The sequence below is a fragment of the Campylobacter sp. CNRCH_2013_0855 genome (genome assembly GCF_025773025.1).
GTDB lineage: Bacteria > Campylobacterota > Campylobacteria > Campylobacterales > Campylobacteraceae > Campylobacter_D > Campylobacter_D jejuni_C.
The window spans coordinates 58950-79822 of sequence record NZ_JAKMTE010000003.1; the positions used below are offsets into that span (position 1 = coordinate 58950).

Below are 20873 nucleotides of genomic sequence, written 5' to 3' on the forward strand. Positions count from 1 at the left end.
TTAAAAAATCTTTGTTAAAATCATAACAGAAAATTTAAAAATAAAGTAGTATATGAAAATAGGTTTGGTTAAATTATCCGCACTTGGAGATATCATCCATGCGGTAATTGTTTTACAATTTATTAAAAAGCACTATCCTAAGGCGAGTATTGATTGGTTTGTAGATGCAAGATTTGCAGGATTATTGCAAGATCATCCAATGATCAATGAGGTATATGCCCTGCCTTTAAAAGATAGAAAATTCAAAGAAGTTTTTACTATGCTTTTTGAAGCAAGGCAAAACAAATATGATGTTGTGATTGACTTGCAAGGTTTGATTAAATCTGCTTTGGTAAGTAAATTTTTATGTGCTAATACTTTTGGTTTTGATCAAGAAAGTATCAAAGAGGGCTTTGCGAGCAATTTTTATACACATAAATTTGCGTGTAATTATGAAGAAAATATTATTGTGCGTAATCTTTCTTTGGTAGCTTATGTGCTAAATGAGCATTTTGATCATAGCGATATAGAGTTAAGGCAAAGTTGTTTTAGCATAGATGATGAGTTAAAAGAAGAGTTAGAGCAAAGACTTTCTTTAAATGAAAGTACGCCAAATATACTTATACATGTAGGCTCATCTATGCCTAATAAAATTTACCCAAAAGAGCGTTTGATACTACTTTGTAGAATGCTTTTAGAGTATTTTACTAGTGCAAAAATCATGCTTGGTTGGGGTAATGTTAATGAGTTTAATTTTGCTAAAGATATAGTTTTAAATTTAAAGCATTTGAAAATAGAACTTGCGCCAAAATTAAGCTTAAGTGAGCTTTGTGCTTTAACTAAGGCAAGCGATTTGATTATCGGAAATGATAGCGGGCCTACTCATTTAGCCTTTGCATTAAACAAGCCTTCTATAACGATTTTTGGTGCTACTCCTAGTCAAAGAAATGCTTATGAAACAAATATCAACAAAACGATCAATGCAGGTAAAAAAATACTGCATTCAAAACATATAGATAAGAGTGATTTTTGCATACAAAATATCGATGAAAAAGATATTTTTAAACTTGCTTGTGAGCTTTTAGAAAAATGATAAATTATGTATATCTAAGCCTTTTTTATATATTAAAAACTTTTGTGAAGATTTTACCTTCAAAGCTTTTAAACTCTTTTGCAAATTTGGTTGCTTTAATCACTTATAAGTTAAATCATAAACACCGCAAAATCATTGATATAAATTTAAAAATTTGCTTTCCTGAAAAAGATCAAAAATGGCGTGATGAAACTAGTCTTAATATTTATAAAAATTTTGCTAAATTTGGGATTGATTTTATTAAAAATCAAAATGCAAGCAAAGAAGAAATTATCAATAAAATTTACTTTGATGATGAGGAGCAAATTTTAAATATAATGCAAAGTAAAAGACCCTTGATCGTAACTACGGCTCATTATGGCAATTGGGAACTTTTAGCTTTGTCTTTTGGAGCTAAATTTCAAGGAATTTCCATAGTTGGAAGAGCGCTTGATAGCGTGATAATGGATAAAATTTTAAGTAAAAATCGCACGCAATTTAATATAGAACTTATAGAAAAAAAAGGCGGGCTTAAAAAAATGCTAAAAGCCTTAAAAGAAGGCAGATCGCTTGGAATTTTAACCGATCAAGATGCGGTAGATGGTGAAAGTATAAAAATACAATATTTTAATCAAGAAGTAAATTTCATAGCAGGTGCAAGTGTGCTTGCAAAAAAAACAAATGCTATGATTTTACCTTGTTTTGTGTATCAAAAAGATAAGAAATTTTTTGTAAAAACTTTTAAGGCTTTAGATGCAAGTAAGGCAAGTATAGAAGAGCTTACTAAGTATCAAGCAAAGTGTTGTGAAGAAATGATTAAATTTAAACCTGATGAGTATTTTTTCTTTCATAAGAGATTTAAAAGATACAATCATGAGTTGTATTTATAGGATATAAGATGGATTTAAAGCAAATTAGTGTAATAATGATTGTTAAAAATGCTCAAAAAACTTTAAAAGCTTGCTTGGAATCTTTGCAAGAATTTGGCGAGATAGTTTTGATAGAAAATGATAGTAATGATGATACTTTGAAAATTGCTTATGAGTTTAGTAAAAGTTATAAAAATATCAAGATTTATCAGCATAAATTTATAGGTTTTGGACCTTTGAAAAATTTAGCCATAAGTTATGCTAGTAATGATTGGATTTTTAATATTGACGCAGATGAGCTTGCTAAGAAAGAATTTTTACAAGAGTTAGGGCAAATTGAGCCTAATAAAGAAGATATCATAGCTTTACCAAGAGAAAATTTATATAATGGAGAGTGGATTAAAGCTTGTGGGTGGTGGCCTGATTATGTAATGCGTGTGTTTAATAAAACCCATACTAGTTTTAATGAAAATTTAGTGCATGAGAGTTTGATTTTACATAAAGATAGTAAAAAAATTAAGTTGCAAAATGGTTTGAGGCATTTTGCTTTTGAGGATATCGATGGTTTATTAGATAAGCTTCAAAAATACTCCAAGCTTTGGGCTTTGCAAAATTTACATAAAGAAAGTAGCATTTGCAAGGCATTGTTAAGAGGAATTTGGACTTTTTTTAGAAATTATGTTTTAAAAAAAGGAATTTTTTATGGCTATAAAGGCTTTATTATAAGTACTTGCAATGGCCTTGGAGCTTTTTTTAAATATATGAAATTATATGAGTTAAAAAAGCAAAAGCCACAAACTTGCGCTTTAATCATTACAACCTATAATCAAAAAGAAAGACTTGCTTTGGTGCTTGATAGCGTTAAAAACTTAGAACCTTTACCAGATGAGATTTTAATAGCTGATGATGGAAGTAGGGAAGATACAGCTAAGCTTATACAAGCTTATCAAAAAGATTTTCCTTGTAAGTTGGAGCATATTTGGCAAGAAGATGAGGGGTTTCGTGCTGCGGCAAGTCGCAATAAGGCAATTAATGCTTCTAATAGCGAATATATTATCTTAATCGATGGGGATATGATTTTAGAAAAAAGTTTCATCAGAGATCATTTAAAATTTGCTAGCTTAAAGACTATTTTGCAAGGCTCAAGAACTATTTTAAATGAAAAAGAAAGCAAAGAACTTTTAAACAAAAATGATTTTAGTTTGGCATTTGACAAAAAAGGTTTTAAAAATCATAGAAATATTTTTTTAGCTAAATGTGTATATAAATTTTCAAAACTAACTAAGAAATTTTTTAAAAAATCACAACTTGTTAAAGGTAGTAAAACTTGCAATATGAGTTTTTATAAAAGTGATTTTGAAGCCATTGAGGGATTTAATGAAAAATTTATAGGTTGGGGTAGGGAAGATAGCGAGTTTGTAGCTAGATTTTTATTTAATAATGGAGTGTTTAAAAGGCTTAAATTTAATGCCTTAGCTTATCATATTTACCATGAAGAAAATAGCAAAAATATGCTTGAGATTAATCATCAAATTTATCTTGAAACTATAAAAAATAAAAAAACAACTTGGAGATAAAGCATGAAAAAAGTAGGCGTAGTAATCCCCATATACAATGTAGAAAAATATTTAAAAGAATGTTTAGATAGCGTAATCAATCAAACTTATACTAACTTAGAAATCATACTAGTAAATGATGGTAGTATAGATGAAAACTCACTTAATATTGCAAAAGAATACACTTTAAAAGATAAAAGAATTACTCTTTTTGATAAAAAAAATGGTGGTTTAAGTAGTGCTAGAAATGTAGGTATAGAATTTTTTTATGGAGAATATGAAATACAACATATTGAACAAGAAAATGAATTAAATATTTTTAAGATTGTTGGCAATAATCCACAAAATATTTATAAAATTTATAAGTACAAAAATGCTTTAGTAGATGATAAATTAGAAATTCCAAAGATTGATTATATTATCTTTTTAGATTCTGATAATTATTGGGAGTTAAACTGCATAGAAGAGTGTGTTGTAAGAATGCAAAATGTAGATGTATTGTGGTTTGATCATGCTTGTATTTATGATGATGGTATAGAAGATAAAGGCCAAAAGACAAGGATGAATATATTTAATTTTACTCAAGAATGCACTATCACTCCAAGAGACTATGCTAAGCAGGCTATAAAAGTAGGTTCGAGGGATATTTCATTTAGTTGGGGTGGTATGATAGATTTTTCGTTTTTAAAACAATTAAAACTTAAATTTATTAACAAAATCATCAATGAAGATATTCATTTTGGTATGGTTTTATTTAGCTGTGCTAATAATATTTATATTTTACCAAAAAGATTGTATTTGTGTCGTTTGAGAGCAAATAGTATATCAAACCATGATAAGAAAGTCACAAAAGCAAATGTGTCAGAGTATTTTAAAGACTTGTATGAATTTTTTGGAGAAAATGCTAAAGAGACAAAAAATTATTTAAAAGCAGCAAGCAGGATGATAACAGCTTTGGAACTGATAGAATTTTTTAAAGACCAAAAGAGCGAAAATACATTGGCTATAAAAGAGACATTTTTGCCTTTTTATGTAAAAAAGGCTTTGATGATTAAAAAATTTAAAAAAGATCCTTTAAATTTAAAGGAAAAATTATCTATAATAAAACCTTTTATCCAAACAAAAATTCCTTATGATCTTTGGAAAATTTGGCAAAAAATAAAAGGTATTTTTAGATAAAATCAACTTTGCAAGATGATTTTATCTATCATTGAATCTTTTTTTATAGATTTAAAATGCGTGAGTTTGTGTAAAAAACTTTGTTTTTGAATTTCTTCCCAAAGAGTTGGATTAAATTTTTCTTTGGCGCTAAATTGTAATAAATGGCATTCTATATCACTCATGTTTTTATAAACATCATTTACAAAGCCATGCTCTTTTAAAAGTTCAAAGATAATTTGAAAAGTAAAATAATAAAAGTTGTTAGGGTTTTTCTCATTTAACCAATAATATATAAGTATGTTTTTCATAGCTTGGATATTTTTGTGATGAGATTTTGAGATTATAAAACTATTTAGTATTTTAACCTTAAAATCATCATTCCAGTTAAAATATCCATAAGAAAAATATCCACTTTTGATAAATTTTTTCAATTTTTCTTTACTAGGTTTTGTTTTTGATCTTTCAAAGGTAAAAAAATCCTTATCACAAAGCTCATTAGGAATTTTAGAGCTTAAAAATATACTTGCATCACACCATATACCTCCATAAGTTGCAAGCAAACATACTCTTAAAAGATCTGAAAAAAAAGTTATAGTTTTTTCTCCAAAAAAATTATTTTCCAATTTTTCTATAACAAATGGTGGAAAATCAAGGTAATCTTTTATATTATCTTTATCTAAAATGATGATTGTGTAGTCATCTTTCATTTGACTTTGTATCGAGTTAAAGCATTGTTGTATCATAGGTGAAGCTTGATCTTTACCTTGGTACCAAAACTGCCAAATGATTTTATCGTTTATAAAATGATGTTTTTTTTCAAAATCAAAATGAGGAATTTTCCCTTCTAAAAAAGGATCGACATAGTTTTTTGAAAGATAACTAGCTACTTTAGGATGTTCTAGTTTATACTGGATATGATTTCTTAATTTTCTTCTTATTGATTTTATAGGTATAAAAATACATATTTTTTTTAGAAAACTATATAACATTTTTATCCAGTGTATTAAATTTCGATATTTTTTTTATAGATATATTTAAAATAAATATATTTAAAATATAATTTTATCTTTTTGGAAAAAGTTTGATTTCTTGAAAGTAAAATTTCTTCTTTTATCAATTTATAGTATTTACTTTTATTGCGTTTAAAAGATAATGTATTTTGTATATTTTTTGGGATAAAATTATATAATGAACCAAACCATTCATTAGTTTTTATGGAGTTGTAGTATTCTGGATAGTTTCTGTAGCACCATATGAGCATCGGTTGATCATCATCAATAATGTTAAAGGAAATGAAGTTACTTAGTGATTCTTTAAAATGTTCTTTAAAACGATTCCAAGAGTGTTGATTCCCGAATAATATACTACCTATTATAGATACTTCCATTGAAAAATATATATGAGCTAAGCTATCATTATGATTTATTGCAATTGAAAAGAAATTCATTTTTTTTTCGTCTATTAATTCTTGTTTTTTAAGATAAAAGTTAAATTGGTTTTTATTTGTAAAAAAATCATCTTTATGATTAAAGCCAAAATCAAGCCACAATATATCTTTATTTGTCAATTTTTTTTCTATCGCATCGCATACAAAAAAAGGTTTTAAATACATGAGATAACAATATTCTGGAGATTTACATTCTATATTGTCTGGATATTTTCGGTGTAAAGATTGATTATATTTTGAAAAGGTATTTCTTATTTTATTTAAAGCATCTTGGTCAAACTCATCAAAATTTTTAGTTATAATTACTGTTTTTTCTTTTAATCCATGCTTTTGTCGTATATCAAGTATTTGTTGCTTCAAATCTTCTGTTGTATAAATAATAACTCGGTTTTTTATTCCAGCCCAAAAATCAAAGTATGATAAGTATTCTTCATTTGTCCTTTTGCAGTTTTGTAATTTATCTCTGCCTATGTTATAGAACGCTGTTACTATTGTTAAATTTTCATCCATGTTTTAATCCTTAAAATACAAAAAAATACAAAAAAATACAAAAAAATACAAAAAAATACAAAAAAATAATATTTTTTCGCATTTTTCTATACGTTGCTCTATCTATAAATCTCTTTTGTTTTAAAAGTATTGAAAGTATTTTTGATAAATCTTGTGATGTTATTGGTGAGATTTCTTCTTTTAATTTTAATAAATCCGTGTTAAAATAAGGGGTTTTTTTAGCTGTATCCCAAAATAAATCAAAATAAGGATAAACTATTGGTTCAAAGTTTTCATTATAATAAAAATGCGCTTCTTTGTTCCAAGGTTTTTCGTCAAGAGAATAATGGATAATTTTTGCATTTTTTTGATTATAGTAAAAATCTTCTTTTGTATATTCTAAAGCTGTTTTTTTAAATCTATGTTTAAAAATATTTTTACGTCCTATTTTTTCTCCAATTATATAGCTTATCATAAAATTCCAACATATTGGTAGTTGTTTTATGTTGTCAACTGCATAATTTAGAGCATCTTGATCCGGATAAATTGGTATGTATGTTTTTAAAAAATCGAAGCATTTTTGCTCGATTTTATTTTTTCTCCATAGTTCTAGGTTAATATACATAAAACCGGAGTTAAAATAGTTTGAATTTTTATGGAAAGGTGTAATTGTATCATCGTTTATTTTTTTAAAAAATCTTTTTCTTCTATTGTTTCCATCTAAAACAGCTGCAATGGTATGATTATCAATATTTATAGATATTATTTCCCTAATGTCTTGTAAAGTTAGCATGTCAGAATCTAGATATAGGCAAGTCTTGACATGCTCAGGAATAAAATTAGCTAATTTTATTCTATAATATGCAGAGTAATTATTTCTCCATCTCGGTAATCCGCTAAATTCTTCTTCATTGATTATGTGGATTTCTATTTCTATAGGATAAATTTTACTGAGCTCTTGCTTTAAAAGCATAAGTTTTTTTTGATTTTTTTCACTAATAAAGTCTGTTAATATGTGAAAGAAATAACCTTCTTTGGTGTTTATAATTTTTTCATGTGAATAGTCATTATAAAATTTCGATTTATTTGTATTATTTACAATACTAGTAATAAGTATACTTGAAAATTTTACGTAGTTATCATCGGCACATAATACAATGTGTAACATTATATACTCCTTTTTCGTAGGTAATTATATTTTAGTGTTTTAAAATATAGTTGCATAATCTCCCTGGTTATTTTCGCATAGATTTTTGTTTTACTTTTTCTGGTATTTATGGTAGAGTGTAATCTATAATTTGGTTGTACAAGAAAGTGATGATAAGCTATATTGTGAACTTTGTGTAGATAATACATATCCATATAGTTATCTACAGCGTCTATGAAATATTTTGATTTTATAGATAGCATGCGTGCGGCTTCTGGATGTAAAAAGTATCCTTGTCCACCCCCGCATTTTTCATATATTGAGTAAAAATTATCTTGTTCTTTGATTGTATTAACTTTATCTATGTAAAAAAAACGAACATATTTATAATTACTATGTAAAATATCTTGAATAGCTTGAGTCCATGAGGATAAATTTACAAATTCAACATCATCTTCTAGTATAATAATTGGCTTGTTTATTTTTTGGCATTTCATCCATAAACTATAATGAGATGCAAAGCATGCTTTTTCATTAATACTTAGTTTTACGCCTCTAATTAAATGACACCACCATGGGAAGTGGCTTTTAAACTGCAAATGCTCATTTTTAGAACCATCGATGGCTTTAAAAAATTCAAATTCTAGTTGATTTTTTAAATTCGGATTATATGTGAAGAGTTTTTGAATTTGTTCTTGCATAAAATTTTTTCTATCTTTTGAGCGTTCTAGATTGATGATAAAAACTTTTACTTTTTCCAAACTCTGCCTTCTAACCCTAAAATTTCTTTCTCTAAAACTTCTAATATTTTTTCATTGAAATGCTTATATGGAAAAATATTAGTTAATTTTTTAATGCATTTTAAACTTTGCCTTTTATGCTCGTAATTTTGCCATAAAATTTCTTTATTTTTGTTTTCATATCTACCATTTTCATTAAATTCATAGTGGCATATACATTCTTGCGATATAAAAAAACTTTCACTAATCATAAAATTTATATAGTTAAAAAGCACATCTTCTCCATAACAAAGTTTTTCTTTAAAATCAAGATATTCAAAACTTTTTAAAATCAAATTTTTCCTATATACTTTTGCCCAAACACTCCAGCAAAAATGCTTTTGATTGAGTAAGAAATTTAAAAAATCATCTTTATTAAAAAGCTCATCTTGTTTAAATCTATAAAATTTCTTAAATTTCACCCTATGTACATATGCATCAAACACTACCATATCTACATTTTTAATTTTTTCAAGCCCAACTTCACAAGCATTAAGTTCTAAATAATCATCAGGATCTAAAAACATTATATAGGGTGAGCTTGAATTTAATACACCTATATTTCTACTAGTAAAGGTTCCTAAATTTTCTTCATTATGTATGATTTTTATCCTATTATCTTTACTTGCATATTCTTTAGCTATATCTATACTTTTATCATTGCCAAGGTCATCTACTACAATGATTTCTATATCTTTAAAAGTTTGGTTAATACAACTTTCTAATGCTTTAGCTGTATATTTTTCTACATTATAAGTTGGTAATATGATGGAAATTTGATTCATTTTAGCTCTTTATTTTTTGATATAATTATAGCTTTTATTTTTAAGGAAAATCATGAATATTTTTATCAACCTTCCTACTTGGCTTGGCGATGCAGTGATGGCTAGTGCGGCTATTTATGCTATAAAAGAAAAATATCCTCAAGTTAAATTTACTTTTTATGGTTCTTTTGTGAGTACAGAGCTTTTTAAACGCTTTGAAAATGCTCAAATTTTAGTAGAAAATAAAAAGCAAAGATATAGGCAAATTTTACAAGCTAGAAAAAACCTTGGTAAATTTGATCTAGCTTTTTCGTTTCGCTCGGCATTTTCAAGCAAGATCATTTTAAATCTAATCAAAGCAAAAAAAAGATTTTATTTTGATAAAAATATTCTAAAAGAAGAACATCAAGTCTTAAAATACTTAAATTTCATAGAAAAAGCTTTAAATTTTAAAGCCACTTCAAATTCTTTAAAACTCCCTATAAAAGCAAAATCAACTCAAAAAATTTTAGGTATAAACCCAGGTGCACATTTTGGAAGTGCTAAAAGATGGGAAGCGAGCTATTTTGCAAGGGTAGCAAAAGAATTTAGCTCCACGCATCAAATTTTAATCTTTGGGGTAGAAAGTGAGAGAGAAATTTGTAATGAAATTGAGCATTTTCTTTTAAAAGAAGGTATCAAATCAAAAAATCTTTGTGGTAAAACTAGCGTTTATACTTTATGTAAAAATATTTCTATGCTTGATTTACTCATTACAAACGATAGTGGTCCTATGCATATAGGTGCAGTTTATGGGGTGAAAACGGTAGCTATTTTTGGCTCGACTAAATTTAGTCAAACCTCGCCTTGGCAAGAAAATGCTAAAATAGCACATTTAAATTTAGCTTGTATGCCTTGTATGCAAAAGGTCTGTCCTTTAAAACACCACAAATGCATGAAAGACTTAAAGCCTGAAGTGGTAATAAATTTAGCAAAAACATTTTTTTAGCATATTTTTCTTTGTGGTTTTGGTTTAAACCTCTTGCAAAAGCTTGATAAATGTGTTAAACTTAACAATCATTTTTAATCAAGGAGCTTTTTATGACTAAAGCAGATTTTATTTCTCAAGTTGCTCAAACTGCTGGGCTAACTAAAAAAGATGCAACTGCAGCTACTGATGCAGTAATCGCTACTATTACTGATGTATTAGCTAAAGGTGATAGCATTAGCTTTATCGGTTTTGGTACATTTTCTGTAGCTGAAAGAGCTGCTAGAGAAGCTAGAGTGCCAAGCACTGGTGCTACTATCAAAGTACCTGCTACTAAAGTTGCTAAATTTAAAGTAGGCAAAAATCTTAAAGATGCAGTTGCTGCTGCTAAAACTGCTAAAAAAGCTAAAAAATAATTCTTTGCGCAAAAGTTTTTAACTTTTGCGTTTTTCTTCATAGTTAAGTATTAATTTTCTTTTGATATTGTTTTTAAAAAATTACAAGGAAAACAATGTCAGTTTATAATAATATCTTAGATTGTATAGGTAATACCCCGATTATTTCTTTAAAAGAATTTGCTCCAAATCTTTATGCTAAATGTGAGTATTTTAACCCAAGTCATTCTATAAAAGATAGAGCGGCTGTAGAGATGATAAAACAAGCTTTAAATGAAGGTAAGATCAATCAAGAAACAACCATTATAGAAGCTACAAGTGGAAATACTGGTATAGCTTTAGCAATGATTTGCGCAAGCTTAAAACTTAAACTTATCATAGCTATGCCTGAGTCTATGAGTATTGAGCGTAGAAAAATGATGAGTTTTTTTGGTGCAAAGCTAGAGCTTACTCAGGCAAGTAAAGGTATGCAAGGAGCGCTTGATAGAGCTAATGAGCTTTTGAGTGAAATTCCAAATTCGTTTATGGTAAGTCAATTTGAAAATATCAACAACAAAAACGCACATAGAAAAAATACTGCTTTAGAAATTTTAAAAGCCTTACCCGATCTTGATATTTTTTTAGCAGGTTTTGGTACAGGTGGGACTATAAGTGGGGTAGGAGAAATTTTAAAAGAACATAATCCTAATGTCAAAATCATAGCCTTAGAGCCCGCATCTTCGCCACTTTTGAGCCAAAATACCGCTGCAAGTCATAAAATTCAAGGTATAGGTGCAAATTTTATCCCTAAAATTTTAAATCAAAAAATTATAGATGAAATAGTTTGTGTAAGCAATGAAGATGCTATAAATACAGCCTTAGAGCTTGGTAAAAACGGCATAATGGCGGGAATTTCAAGTGGGGCAAATGTATATATGGCTAGAAAAATTGCTTTAGAAAACCCTGATAAAAAAGTCTTGACTATGTTAAATGATACAGCCGAGAGGTATTTATCAACTGATTTATTTGCAAATTTATAATTAGGAGTGTGTATGAGTCAAAATAATGAGCATTTTGATTTAGATCTTGAAAGGGCGATTTTAAGTTCTTGCATATATAGTGAAGATTCTTTTTTTAGTATTTCTTCAGATATTGAGATTAATGATTTTTCACTCAAAGCTCATCAAGATATTTATAAAGCGATTTTAGCTTGTATCAATGCAGGCGAGCCTATAAGTGCAAGTTTTATAAGAAAACACAAAAAAGTAGATGAGCAAATTTTAGCTGAAGTTTTAGCTACTACTTCCATAGCAGATGTGAGTAAATACGCTTATGAGCTAAGAGAAAAGTCCATTAGACGCCAACTTTTAAATTTTGCTTATACTATACCTACAAGGGTAAATGAAGATAAAAGCATTTCTCAAATTTCAGATGAAATAGGCAAAGAGATTTTTAATCTTACCAACCGTGTAAATAGCAATAGTATTAAAGATATGACTATGGTGATGTCTGAACTTATGGATGAGTTTAAAAAGCAAAAAGAAGCAGAAAACAAAGATATTTTGGGACTTGATACAGGTTTTAGCGAGCTTAATAAAATGACAAAAGGCTTTAAACCTGGCGATCTTGTAATCATTGCTGCACGCCCTGGTATGGGAAAAACTACAATTTGTCTTAATTTTATAGAAAAAACACTAAGGCAAAATAAAGGTGTTGTAATGTTTTCACTAGAAATGCCTGCCACGCAAATCATGCAAAGATTAATCAGCGCAAAAACTTCCATTCCTTTGCAAAAAATTCTAATCGCAGATTTAAACGATGATGAGTGGAGTAGGGTAGGTGATGCTTGTAATGAATATGCACAAAAAAATCTTTATATTTACGATAGTGGCTATGCTAGTATAGCTGATATTCGTTCGATTTTACGCAAAATCAAAGCTCAAGATGAGAGTATTGAGCTTTGCGTAGTAGATTATATCGGTCTTATGATGAGTAATTCAGCTTTTAATGATAGGCATTTACAAGTGAGTGAAATTTCAAGAGGTTTAAAACTTTTAGCAAGAGAATTAAATATGCCAGTAGTGGCACTTTCGCAATTAAATCGCTCATTAGAAAGTAGAGCAAATAAGCGTCCTATGCTTAGTGATTTAAGAGAAAGTGGTGCTATAGAACAAGATGCGGATACGATTTTGTTTGTATATAGAGATGAGGTTTATAGAGAGCAAGAAGAAAAAGAAAGAGAAAATAAAGCTAAAAATGAAGGTAAAACTTATGAGAGAAAATTTATGCCAAATCCTGTGCAAGAAAAGGCTGAGCTTATTATAGGTAAAAATAGAAATGGCCCTGTAGGGCATGTGGATTTGCTTTTTTTAAAAGAAAAATCATGTTTTATTGAAGCTCCAAAAGAAGATTTTGTGGTTACAAACTTTGAAGGTTAATTCAAAGGGTAACCATAATTTTTATGCATAAAAAGTTCTAAATCCTTAAAATCGATTTTTCCCATTAGTTCTTCTACGAGTTGCTTATACACTATTTTTCCATCTTTGACCACAAAGGCTGCTCTTGCTAATAATCCTGCAAATATACTATCGCCTATTAAAACTCCATAATTAGTACCAAAATCTTTAAAAGCAAAATCACTTGCTACAATAATATCATCAACCCCTTCAGTAGCACAAAAACGATCCATAGCAAAAGGTAAATCCATACTAATAATAATAACTTCAATATTTTTCATAGAAGCTAATCTTTTGTTAGTTTCTTTTGCTTGTTTAGAGCATACTTGAGTGTCTAAACTAGGAAAGCTTAATAAAATTTGAGTTTTTCCTGGTGGCGCTATTTCTACTGGAGCGAGGTTTTTGGTTCTTAGGGTTATTCTTGGAGCATTATCGCCAACTTCTAGCTCATCTCCTATAAGTGCTATTTCTTGATCTTTATATATAATACTTGCCATAATTTTCCTTTTTTATAATAAAATCATTTTTGCTAAAAGTAAAAAACTAAAAAATCCCAAACTATCGGTAATTGCAGTAATAACTACGCTAGAACCTACAGCAGGATCAATTTTAAATTTTTTTAAAGTTAAAGGTACAAAAGAACCTACAAAACCGGCTAAGGCTAGATTAATTAGCATTGATAAGGCTATAACAAGTCCTAAAAGAGCTGTTTTAAACCATATAAAAGCTATAATACTCATAATACTAGCAAATATAAGCCCATTAAGCAAAGAAATTCCACTCTCTCTTAATATAACTTTTTTAGCGTCTTTAAATTCTACTTCATTGAGTGAAAGTTTTCTAACTGTTACTGCTAAAGCTTGTGAACCTGTATTGCCTCCCATAGAGGCTACGATAGGCATAAGTACTGCTAGAGCTACAAGTTGCTCTATTTCACCTGAAAAAAGGCTAATGATATTAGCTGAGATTAATGAAGTAGTAAGATTGATCATAAGCCAAAAAGCTCTTGCTTTAGCTGCTTTAAAAGCACTTTCTTCTTCAGCATCTTCATCAACTCCGGCTAAGTTATAAATTTGCTCTGTTGCATTTTCTTGGATTAAATCATGAATATCATCATAGGTAATTCTACCTAAAAGCACTCCATCATCATTTACAACCGCTAAAACACTCAAATCATAATCTTCTACTATATCAATAGCCTTTTGTATATCTTCATGATCTTTAATGCTATAACATTTATATTTTTCGCTATTATTTTTAATAATATCTGCAAAACTTAGTTTAAAATCCCAAATCAAAAGATCACTTAAGTTGATAGCATTGCAAAGCTTTCCTTGATTATTTATAATATAAACTTGAAAAATTTGATCCACTTGTCCTGAGTGTTTTAAAATTCTATATCTTTTAATAGCCTTTTCGATACTTTCATTAATAGAAGCTGTGAAAATTTCTGTTTGCATATAAGCACCAGCAGTATTTTCATCATAATTTTTAAGGCGTAAAATTTCTTCTTTATCTTCTGAGCTTAAGCGGTTTAAAATGGCTAAAGTTTTTTGTGGATTTAGCTCTTCAAAATGCTTAATCAAATCTGTTGCATCATCACTTTCAAGTTCTTCTACCGCTTTTGCAATCTTTATAATGCTTAAGTGTTCTAAAATATCTTCTAATATATGTTCAGGTGTTATAGTAGCTACATTTGCAAGCGTGTAAGTATCAAAAGATTTAAGGGTTTGTAAATAAAGCTCTTCGTTGTATCTTTTGATAGTCTTTAGAGCTTCATTGGTTTCATAGGTGCTTTGATCTTTAGAAGTATTTTTTAAAAGTTCTTGTGCTTCTAAAAAATCATTCATCATCTCAAAGCTCCATAGAATTTTCTATATTTTGTTCTTTTGGTGGATTTTTATAGTTTTCATCAATACTTTGCAAGCGATTTTCATACTCTTTTGCTATTTTTAAAAATTCTTCTTTGTTTTTACCACTTAGGCTTGATTTTGGAATTTTCACTATGGTTTCGGGATTAATTGCTTTGTTATTTAGATAAAGTCCAAAATGTAAATGTGGTCCAGTACTCATACCAGTAGAGCCTACATAAGCAATCACTTGGCCTTGTTTGACTTTTTGGCCGCGTTTGATTTTTGCAAAACGACTAAGATGAGCATATAAAGTCATATAACCTGATACATGCTTTACTTGTACAACCTTACCATAACCACCTTTTGTCCCAACAAAGCTAATCGTCCCATCTCCTGCACTCTTAACCGGAGTACCTGTTGGAGCAGCATAGTCAATACCTAAATGCGCTCTATAGCGTTTTAAGATAGGATGATATCTTGCTCTGGTAAAACGATCTGAAATCCTTGTGTATTTAACAGGCTTAGTTAAAAAGAAATTTTCAAGCTCTTTTCCTTGAGCGTTATAATAAGAATCTTTATATAAAAATACAGAATATTCTTTACCTCTAATATTAGCTAAAGCTGCTTGGATATTAATATCGCCAAAAAGTCTTCCTAGTCTTCTTTTTTGTTCATAAATCAATACTACACTATCGCCTTTTCTGACATTTTTAAAATTAACACTATTTTTAAAAGCTCTTACCATGGCTCTTGCTAAGGTTACACTACCACTTTCATCATAAACATCTTGATAAGCTGAGTTGTTAATAGCTACGCGAATGGTTCTTTTTTCTTTAGTGTAAGAAATAGGGGTAAAACTTAATACGAATTTGTTTTCATTATTTTTGTAAATATGAATTTGTAAATCATCACTAATTGGGATTAAAACTTGCTCAAGCTCACCTTGCTCATCTTTAAGCATTTGGTATTTAACACCACTTGTGATTTCTGCACTTAGTTCTTTATCTTCGGTATCAAGATTATAATATAAATTAAGTGGTATAGAATGATCTTGTAAAAAATCAAGTAAAGTTTTGCCATTTTCCCAAGAAAGCTCTTCAACGCTTGAAATAGCAAAAAGTTTTATCGATATAAGTAAAGATATGAAAATTTTTTTCATGATAATTTAAAGCCTTCTAAAATTTAAACATAAATTTGTATTTTACTTAATTTTTCTTACAATTTTGTAAGGAAAAAACAATATAATTTATTTTTTACACTTTTTAAGGAGTATAAATTGTCAAGAATTATCTTAACGCTTTGCTGTTTTTTAGCATTTTTACAAGCTAAAAATTTTGATTTGATACAAACAAAACTTGAAAAAGTAGATGATGTCTATGGTTATATAAAAGATGATCCTAGAATTTTATTGTACTCAAGTGGTATAGTTGTACATGAAATTGATACGCAAAAATCTATCATTGCAAGAGCTAGTGTGATAGGGCGTGAAAATGGCTTAGTTAAATTACAATTTAAAGTTTTTGATATGCTAGCTCAAGATGCTATGCCTTTACCAAATGTATTGCCACAAGTAGGCGATAAAATAGTTTTAAATTATTTATACGATAGAGCTTTGATTATAGCTCCTGATAAAAGTGTGTATGATTTTATAGCGCAAAAATTAAATGGAATTTATTTTTTACACCCTGATTTATTTGGTGCTCATATGATACAAGAATACCGCCAAACCCCAAGAAGATCTGACTTTAGATCTTTTTGTTCAAAAAATGCTGTAGGACTTTTAGTAGTAGCTTTAGAAAATAAAGCTGAGATAGTTGATTGTCAAGACTTTGGCAAGATTGAAGAATTTGTCATACCGCAAGCTCAAAGTTTGCAAATTCCATTTTATTCAAGAATTACAGGTTATAAAAGTGATATTTTTAGCTTAAATGATGAAGCAATTGGAAATTATTATGTATATTATGAAAAATTAATTAGTTTAACTAGAGAAAAATAATGCAAGAAATTCATCAAAAATTCTTTCAAGATCTTTTAGGGGTTGAAAACGCGCATTTTGATCCTATTCATAAAAGAGCGTATAGTTATGATGCTACTAAAAAGCATTATTTGCCCGATGGAGTACTTTTCCCAAGAGATGAAAATGATATTAGTCAAATTTTAAAATATTGCAATGAAAATAAAATCATCGTCATTCCTAGAGGCTCAGGCAGTGGATTTACCGGTGGAAGCTTGGCTGTTAATGGTGGAGTGGTGCTAAGCTTTGAAAAACATATGAATAAAATTTTAGAAATTGATCTTGAAAATTTAGTTGCAGTGGTACAACCTGGTGTGATAAATATGGCTTTACAAGAAAAAGTAAAAGAATATGGTTTATTTTATCCGCCTGATCCTGCTAGCATGGAGTATTCTTCTTTAGGAGGAAATGTAAGCGAAAATGCAGGGGGTATGAGGGCTGCTAAGTATGGTATAACTAAAGATTATGTAATGGCTTTAAGAGCGGTTTTGCCTAATGGAGAAATCATTAGAGCAGGTAAAAAAACCATAAAAGATGTAGCAGGTTATAATCTAGCTGGAATTTTAATAGCAAGTGAAGGATCTTTGGCTGTGCTTAGTGAGATTACTTTAAAACTAGTAGCTTTGCCAAAGTTTAAAAAAACAGCAATGGGGATTTTTAACAGCATTGATGAAGCAATGAATGCAGTTTATAAAACTTTAGCTAAAGGTGTAACTCCTGTATCTATGGAATTTTTAGATCAATTAAGCATACAAGCATTAGAGCAAAAATTCCAAAAAGGCTTACCTATGGATGCGGGTGCGATTTTAATCGCTGATGTAGATGGTAATGTAGAAGAAGCTATTGAAGCAGATTTAAAAATCTTGCAAGAAAGTTTTTATGAATCTGGTGTAAGAGAGTTTAAAATAGCAAAAGATGAACAAGAAGCAGCTAATATTTGGTTTGCTAGAAGAAATTGCTCTCAAAGCATAGCAATGTATGGAAATTTAAAGCTTAATGAAGATATTACAGTGCCACGTTCAAAACTACCTGAGCTTTTAAAAGGCATAGCTGAAATTTCTAAAAAATATGGTTTTAAAATTCCTTGTTTTGGTCATACTGGTGATGGCAATGTGCATACTAATGTAATGGTAAGTGATAAAAATAATCCTGAATTAGTTAAAAAAGGTTATGAAGCTGTGGAAGAGGTGTTTAAGCTTACAGTCTCTTTAGGTGGGACTTTAAGTGGAGAGCATGGCATAGGCATTTCAAAAGCTCCTTTTATGAAGCTTGCTTTTAGTGAAGCTGAAATGGACTTAATGAGAAATATCAAAAAGGCATTTGATCCAAATAATATACTCAATCCTTTCAAAATGGGACTTTGATGAATTTTAAAAACTTATTTAAAATTCTTTTAGCTTTAAGAGATAAAGAAATTTTAAATTATGCTGCGGCTTTGAGCTTTTATACTATCTTATCTTTAATACCACTTTTGTTTTTGTGTTTTTGGGTTTTTACCCAAATTCCAAGTTTTGAAATGTATCAAGAAAGAATTAAAAATTTAATTTTTACTTTTTTAATCCCAACTCAACAAGAATTAATCATACAATACATCAATACATTTTTAAAAAACAGCGTAAATTTAGGACTTATAGGGCTTTTAGCTATGGCTTTGACTTCTTTGGCTTTTTTTTCAGGTTATGATTATGTGATCAATAAGCTCTTAGAAGAAGATTCTAAAAGTCTTTGGCACAGTATAAGTTCTTATTGGACTTTAGCAACCTTAACTCCACTTGGGCTTGGAGTGAGTTTTTATATTTCAGGTTTTATACAAAAAACCTTAGATGATTTTAATATTGCTTTAAATTTTTTTGAGATTTTACCTTATGTGATTATATGGGCTTTGTTTTTTGTATCTTATTCAAGTTCAGTAAGCAAAAAAGGCGATTTAAAAACTTTACTTATTAGTTCTTTTGGTGCTTCTGTGATTTGGTATATTTCTAAGATGATTTTTGTATATTATGCTGTATATAATAAAACTTATTTAAATGTATATGGTTCTTTTTCTGTAATATTATTTTTCTTTTTGTGGATTTATATTTCTTGGATTATTTATCTTTTGGGATTAAAGGCTTATTTGCTTTTAAATCAAGAAAATAAAGGGAATAAACCCAAGAGAAACTACAAAAAGAGCTAAGTATTTATTAAATATAGCGATTAAAGATAAAATTAAATAAATAAAATAAAACACAAAAGGTATTGATAGGTTAATCGCATGCATTTTAAACTCAAAAAAATGCATTAAATATAAATCTAATAAATTTCCATAAGAAAAAATATGCAAGATTAAAACCAAAGGATAAAATATCACAAAGGTTAAGCTTAAAGGTATGGCTAAAAATTGCTGAAAACTAAGTAGAGGAAAAAAGTATAATACAGGGATAATCATTGCTAAAAAAGTCCAGATATTTAGCAAAAAAATATGAGTAAAATTTGAAAATTGATCTTTAAAATGGTGAAGATACAAATAAATATAAAAAACTCCCAAAATAGAAAATAAAAACCCAATGCTAAAAAGAAGTTTTGGAAAAATGCTAATACAAAATGCTATACTTAAAAATAAAAATTTAAAACTGAGTATTTTAATATTTTTACTAAATAAATAAAAAGCAAAAATGCTCATTAGTAAAGCTCTTGTGTAAGAAGGACTAAAATCTATTAAAAATATATACAAAATTAAAAGCAAGAAAGCAAAAATACTAATATCAAGTTTTAAACTTCTATAAGGAAAATATCGTTTATGAAAAAAAGCGTATAAAGGAGCAAAAATCAAAAAGCAAAAGCTAAATAACAAGCCCAAATGATACCCGCTAATAGCGATTAAATGCGCGATATTATAAAAATTTACATCATTTCTAAGTTCACTTGATACATTTTTTGCAAAAAATAAAGCCCCGTAAAATTCTTTGATTTTTTCATTTTGATGTTGATTTAAAAAATACCTTATTAAGGTATTTTCTTTTTGTGTTTTGGTTTTGTTAAAATCATAACTTGGCACATAAAAACTTTTACTAAGATAATCTTTAAAGTTAATATTTTTAGTAATTATTCTAAGATTTATCACATCATTTTTACTTAAATTTAGATCTTTATAACTAGTAGTATAAAAAATAAAATCAGAATTTTTAAGTTTTAAAACTTGATATTTTTTACCTTTTTTATTAGTTTTTTCATAAGAAGATAAAACGATATTATCTTTAAGTAATAAATGCTTAGTAAGTTTAAAATTTTGATATTTTTTATACTCATAGATGAAATTTAAACTAAAAATTGCTAAAAAACATAATAATAAAATAAAAAATTCTCTATAAGTTTCTTTTATAGAGAATTTTAAACTCATTTTTTCTTAGAAAAGCGTGATAAATATAACCATATAACAAAAATTAAAGTGATTATAAAAGCAGGAGCTATATAAGGATAGTTGGTAAATACTTCAAAAGCCTCTTTTAGAGTATTTCCAAAAATAAAACCAGCATAGCCTAAAACAACAGCCCAAATCAGACTAGCTAAGGTATTGATGATAAAAAATCTTACAAAGCTAAATTTACAAAGACCTGCTGCTATAGGAATGATAGTTTTTACTCCATAGATAAATTTTTGCACCACTAAAAGCAAGTCGCCGTATTTTTTGATTTTCATCATAGCAAGAGCAATTTTTCTTCTATGATTTTTAAAATAAGGCATTATGTCTTTTTTGTAGTATTTTCCCAAGATAAATAATAAGGTTGAGCCTATGGTATTAGCTAAAAAGGCTAAAAATATACACAAATGCAAATCAAGTTTAGTAGAACTTGCACAAAGCACTCCTGCAGCAAGTATAGCAACCATACCTCCACCAAAAGAATAAAAAAATAAAATCAAATAGCCATAAGTGCTTAGATTATCTATCATTTCTTGCATGAAAAAC

20 protein-coding genes and 1 pseudogene are annotated in these 20873 nt (G+C 28.4%); 11 read left to right on the forward strand and 10 right to left on the reverse strand.

Going from position 1 to position 20873, the window contains the following annotated elements:
• The first annotated feature begins 52 nt into the window (after positions 1 to 52).
• From waaC to L8X40_RS02655, 4 genes and pseudogenes are all read left to right on the forward strand, one after another.
• Positions 53 to 1072 carry a lipopolysaccharide heptosyltransferase I gene (waaC, locus tag L8X40_RS02640; protein ID WP_087699243.1) on the forward strand — a complete coding sequence of 340 codons (1020 nt, stop codon included), beginning with the start codon at positions 53 to 55 and terminating at the stop codon, positions 1070 to 1072.
• Positions 1069 to 1941: a lipid A biosynthesis lauroyl acyltransferase gene (locus tag L8X40_RS02645; RefSeq protein WP_263667229.1), complete on the forward strand. Its 873-nt coding sequence runs from the start codon at positions 1069 to 1071 to the stop codon at positions 1939 to 1941. The genes waaC and L8X40_RS02645 overlap by 4 nt, the downstream gene beginning before the upstream one ends.
• Positions 1942 to 1949: 8 nt before the next feature.
• On the forward strand, positions 1950 to 3497 hold the full coding sequence (locus L8X40_RS02650) for a glycosyltransferase family 2 protein (RefSeq protein ID WP_263667230.1): 1548 nt from the start codon (positions 1950 to 1952) through the stop codon (positions 3495 to 3497).
• 3 nt (positions 3498 to 3500) lie between these two features.
• Positions 3501 to 4674, forward strand: a pseudogene (locus L8X40_RS02655) (glycosyltransferase family 2 protein).
• On the opposite strand, the gene L8X40_RS02660 reads toward L8X40_RS02655, so the two are convergent.
• The 5 genes from L8X40_RS02660 to L8X40_RS02680 are packed head-to-tail and all read right to left on the reverse strand — an operon-like array spanning position 4658 to position 9284.
• Positions 4658 to 5626 carry a capsular polysaccharide synthesis protein gene (locus L8X40_RS02660; RefSeq protein ID WP_087699251.1) on the reverse strand — a complete coding sequence of 323 codons (969 nt, stop codon included), beginning with the start codon at positions 5624 to 5626 and terminating at the stop codon, positions 4658 to 4660. The pseudogene L8X40_RS02655 and the gene L8X40_RS02660 sit on opposite strands and share 17 nt — an antisense overlap.
• A gap of 14 nt (positions 5627 to 5640) precedes the next feature.
• On the reverse strand, positions 5641 to 6594 hold the full coding sequence (gene yibB / locus L8X40_RS02665) for a protein YibB (RefSeq protein ID WP_263667231.1): 954 nt from the start codon (positions 6592 to 6594) through the stop codon (positions 5641 to 5643).
• 10 nt (positions 6595 to 6604) lie between these two features.
• Entirely contained in the window at positions 6605 to 7741 is a 1137-nt protein-coding gene (locus L8X40_RS02670; protein WP_263667234.1) for a glycosyltransferase family 8 protein, read from the reverse strand.
• The gene (locus L8X40_RS02675; RefSeq protein WP_087699256.1) at positions 7741 to 8481 is read right to left on the reverse strand and encodes a glycosyltransferase family 25 protein; all 741 of its coding nucleotides are present in this window, start codon (positions 8479 to 8481) and stop codon (positions 7741 to 7743) included. The genes L8X40_RS02670 and L8X40_RS02675 overlap by 1 nt, the downstream gene beginning before the upstream one ends.
• Positions 8469 to 9284, reverse strand: coding sequence for a glycosyltransferase family 2 protein (locus L8X40_RS02680; RefSeq protein WP_087699258.1), 816 nt, complete (start codon positions 9282 to 9284; stop codon positions 8469 to 8471). Before L8X40_RS02680 ends, L8X40_RS02675 begins: the two co-directional genes overlap by 13 nt.
• A gap of 52 nt (positions 9285 to 9336) precedes the next feature.
• Here L8X40_RS02680 and waaF point away from each other — a divergent pair, with 52 nt between their 5' ends.
• The 4 genes from waaF (at position 9337) to L8X40_RS02700 (ending at position 13042) form a co-directional block, all read left to right on the forward strand.
• Positions 9337 to 10251, forward strand: a complete 915-nt coding sequence (gene waaF, locus L8X40_RS02685; RefSeq protein WP_263667235.1) for a lipopolysaccharide heptosyltransferase II — start codon at positions 9337 to 9339, stop codon at positions 10249 to 10251.
• A 92-nt stretch (positions 10252 to 10343) separates the two neighbouring features.
• Positions 10344 to 10646, forward strand: a complete 303-nt coding sequence (locus L8X40_RS02690) for an HU family DNA-binding protein (protein WP_039619003.1) — start codon at positions 10344 to 10346, stop codon at positions 10644 to 10646.
• A 95-nt stretch (positions 10647 to 10741) separates the two neighbouring features.
• Positions 10742 to 11644 (forward strand): cysteine synthase A, encoded by a 903-nt coding sequence (gene cysK, locus L8X40_RS02695; protein WP_263667236.1) that lies wholly within the window; start codon positions 10742 to 10744, stop codon positions 11642 to 11644.
• A gap of 12 nt (positions 11645 to 11656) precedes the next feature.
• The gene (locus L8X40_RS02700) at positions 11657 to 13042 is read left to right on the forward strand and encodes a replicative DNA helicase (protein ID WP_263667237.1); all 1386 of its coding nucleotides are present in this window, start codon (positions 11657 to 11659) and stop codon (positions 13040 to 13042) included.
• Here the strand turns inward: L8X40_RS02700 and tpx are convergent.
• The 3 genes from tpx to L8X40_RS02715 are packed head-to-tail and all read right to left on the reverse strand — an operon-like array spanning position 13039 to position 16072.
• A complete protein-coding gene (tpx, locus tag L8X40_RS02705) occupies positions 13039 to 13557 on the reverse strand; it encodes a thiol peroxidase (RefSeq protein ID WP_263667238.1) in 519 nt (172 codons plus the stop codon). The two genes, L8X40_RS02700 and tpx, sit on opposite strands and share 4 nt — an antisense overlap.
• Positions 13558 to 13569: 12 nt before the next feature.
• The gene (gene mgtE, locus L8X40_RS02710) at positions 13570 to 14913 is read right to left on the reverse strand and encodes a magnesium transporter (RefSeq protein ID WP_087699268.1); all 1344 of its coding nucleotides are present in this window, start codon (positions 14911 to 14913) and stop codon (positions 13570 to 13572) included.
• 1 nt (position 14914) lies between these two features.
• Positions 14915 to 16072 carry a peptidoglycan DD-metalloendopeptidase family protein gene (locus L8X40_RS02715; protein WP_214100165.1) on the reverse strand — a complete coding sequence of 386 codons (1158 nt, stop codon included), beginning with the start codon at positions 16070 to 16072 and terminating at the stop codon, positions 14915 to 14917.
• Between the two features lie 126 nt (positions 16073 to 16198).
• On the opposite strand from L8X40_RS02715, the gene L8X40_RS02720 reads away from it, so the two are divergent.
• Genes L8X40_RS02720 through L8X40_RS02730 form a run of 3 tightly spaced genes read left to right on the forward strand, consistent with a single transcriptional unit; the run spans position 16199 to position 19103 of the window.
• Positions 16199 to 16909 carry a plasminogen-binding N-terminal domain-containing protein gene (locus L8X40_RS02720; protein WP_192866623.1) on the forward strand — a complete coding sequence of 237 codons (711 nt, stop codon included), beginning with the start codon at positions 16199 to 16201 and terminating at the stop codon, positions 16907 to 16909.
• A complete protein-coding gene (locus tag L8X40_RS02725) occupies positions 16909 to 18291 on the forward strand; it encodes an FAD-linked oxidase C-terminal domain-containing protein (RefSeq protein WP_087699274.1) in 1383 nt (460 codons plus the stop codon). The genes L8X40_RS02720 and L8X40_RS02725 overlap by 1 nt, the downstream gene beginning before the upstream one ends.
• Entirely contained in the window at positions 18291 to 19103 is an 813-nt protein-coding gene (locus L8X40_RS02730; RefSeq protein ID WP_039618986.1) for a ribonuclease BN, read from the forward strand. The genes L8X40_RS02725 and L8X40_RS02730 overlap by 1 nt, the downstream gene beginning before the upstream one ends.
• On the opposite strand, the gene L8X40_RS02735 is transcribed toward L8X40_RS02730, so the two are convergent.
• Together L8X40_RS02735 and L8X40_RS02740 are read right to left on the reverse strand one after the other, a co-directional pair.
• Positions 19050 to 20306, reverse strand: coding sequence for a ComEC/Rec2 family competence protein (locus tag L8X40_RS02735; RefSeq protein WP_263667239.1), 1257 nt, complete (start codon positions 20304 to 20306; stop codon positions 19050 to 19052). The genes L8X40_RS02730 and L8X40_RS02735 overlap by 54 nt on opposite strands.
• On the reverse strand, positions 20303 to 20866 hold the full coding sequence (locus L8X40_RS02740; RefSeq protein ID WP_261545193.1) for a DedA family protein: 564 nt from the start codon (positions 20864 to 20866) through the stop codon (positions 20303 to 20305). The genes L8X40_RS02735 and L8X40_RS02740 overlap by 4 nt, the downstream gene beginning before the upstream one ends.
• Between the last annotated feature and the right edge of the window lie 7 nt (positions 20867 to 20873).

What these genes read in the sequence shown, in the direction of transcription:
- waaC (WP_087699243.1), top strand. Translation starts at nt 53, where the DNA reads ATGAAAATAGGTTTGGTTAAATTATCCGCACTTGGAGATATCATCCAT.
- L8X40_RS02645 (WP_263667229.1), top strand. Translation starts at nt 1,069, where the DNA reads ATGATAAATTATGTATATCTAAGCCTTTTTTATATATTAAAAACTTTT.
- L8X40_RS02650 (WP_263667230.1), top strand. Translation starts at nt 1,950, where the DNA reads ATGGATTTAAAGCAAATTAGTGTAATAATGATTGTTAAAAATGCTCAA.
- L8X40_RS02660 (WP_087699251.1), bottom strand. Translation starts at nt 5,626, where the DNA reads ATGTTATATAGTTTTCTAAAAAAAATATGTATTTTTATACCTATAAAA.
- yibB (WP_263667231.1), bottom strand. Translation starts at nt 6,594, where the DNA reads ATGGATGAAAATTTAACAATAGTAACAGCGTTCTATAACATAGGCAGA.
- L8X40_RS02670 (WP_263667234.1), bottom strand. Translation starts at nt 7,741, where the DNA reads ATGTTACACATTGTATTATGTGCCGATGATAACTACGTAAAATTTTCA.
- L8X40_RS02680 (WP_087699258.1), bottom strand. Translation starts at nt 9,284, where the DNA reads ATGAATCAAATTTCCATCATATTACCAACTTATAATGTAGAAAAATAT.
- waaF (WP_263667235.1), top strand. Translation starts at nt 9,337, where the DNA reads ATGAATATTTTTATCAACCTTCCTACTTGGCTTGGCGATGCAGTGATG.
- L8X40_RS02690 (WP_039619003.1), top strand. Translation starts at nt 10,344, where the DNA reads ATGACTAAAGCAGATTTTATTTCTCAAGTTGCTCAAACTGCTGGGCTA.
- cysK (WP_263667236.1), top strand. Translation starts at nt 10,742, where the DNA reads ATGTCAGTTTATAATAATATCTTAGATTGTATAGGTAATACCCCGATT.
- L8X40_RS02700 (WP_263667237.1), top strand. Translation starts at nt 11,657, where the DNA reads ATGAGTCAAAATAATGAGCATTTTGATTTAGATCTTGAAAGGGCGATT.
- tpx (WP_263667238.1), bottom strand. Translation starts at nt 13,557, where the DNA reads ATGGCAAGTATTATATATAAAGATCAAGAAATAGCACTTATAGGAGAT.
- mgtE (WP_087699268.1), bottom strand. Translation starts at nt 14,913, where the DNA reads ATGATGAATGATTTTTTAGAAGCACAAGAACTTTTAAAAAATACTTCT.
- L8X40_RS02715 (WP_214100165.1), bottom strand. Translation starts at nt 16,072, where the DNA reads ATGAAAAAAATTTTCATATCTTTACTTATATCGATAAAACTTTTTGCT.
- L8X40_RS02725 (WP_087699274.1), top strand. Translation starts at nt 16,909, where the DNA reads ATGCAAGAAATTCATCAAAAATTCTTTCAAGATCTTTTAGGGGTTGAA.
- L8X40_RS02730 (WP_039618986.1), top strand. Translation starts at nt 18,291, where the DNA reads ATGAATTTTAAAAACTTATTTAAAATTCTTTTAGCTTTAAGAGATAAA.
- L8X40_RS02735 (WP_263667239.1), bottom strand. Translation starts at nt 20,306, where the DNA reads ATGAGTTTAAAATTCTCTATAAAAGAAACTTATAGAGAATTTTTTATT.
- L8X40_RS02740 (WP_261545193.1), bottom strand. Translation starts at nt 20,866, where the DNA reads ATGCAAGAAATGATAGATAATCTAAGCACTTATGGCTATTTGATTTTA.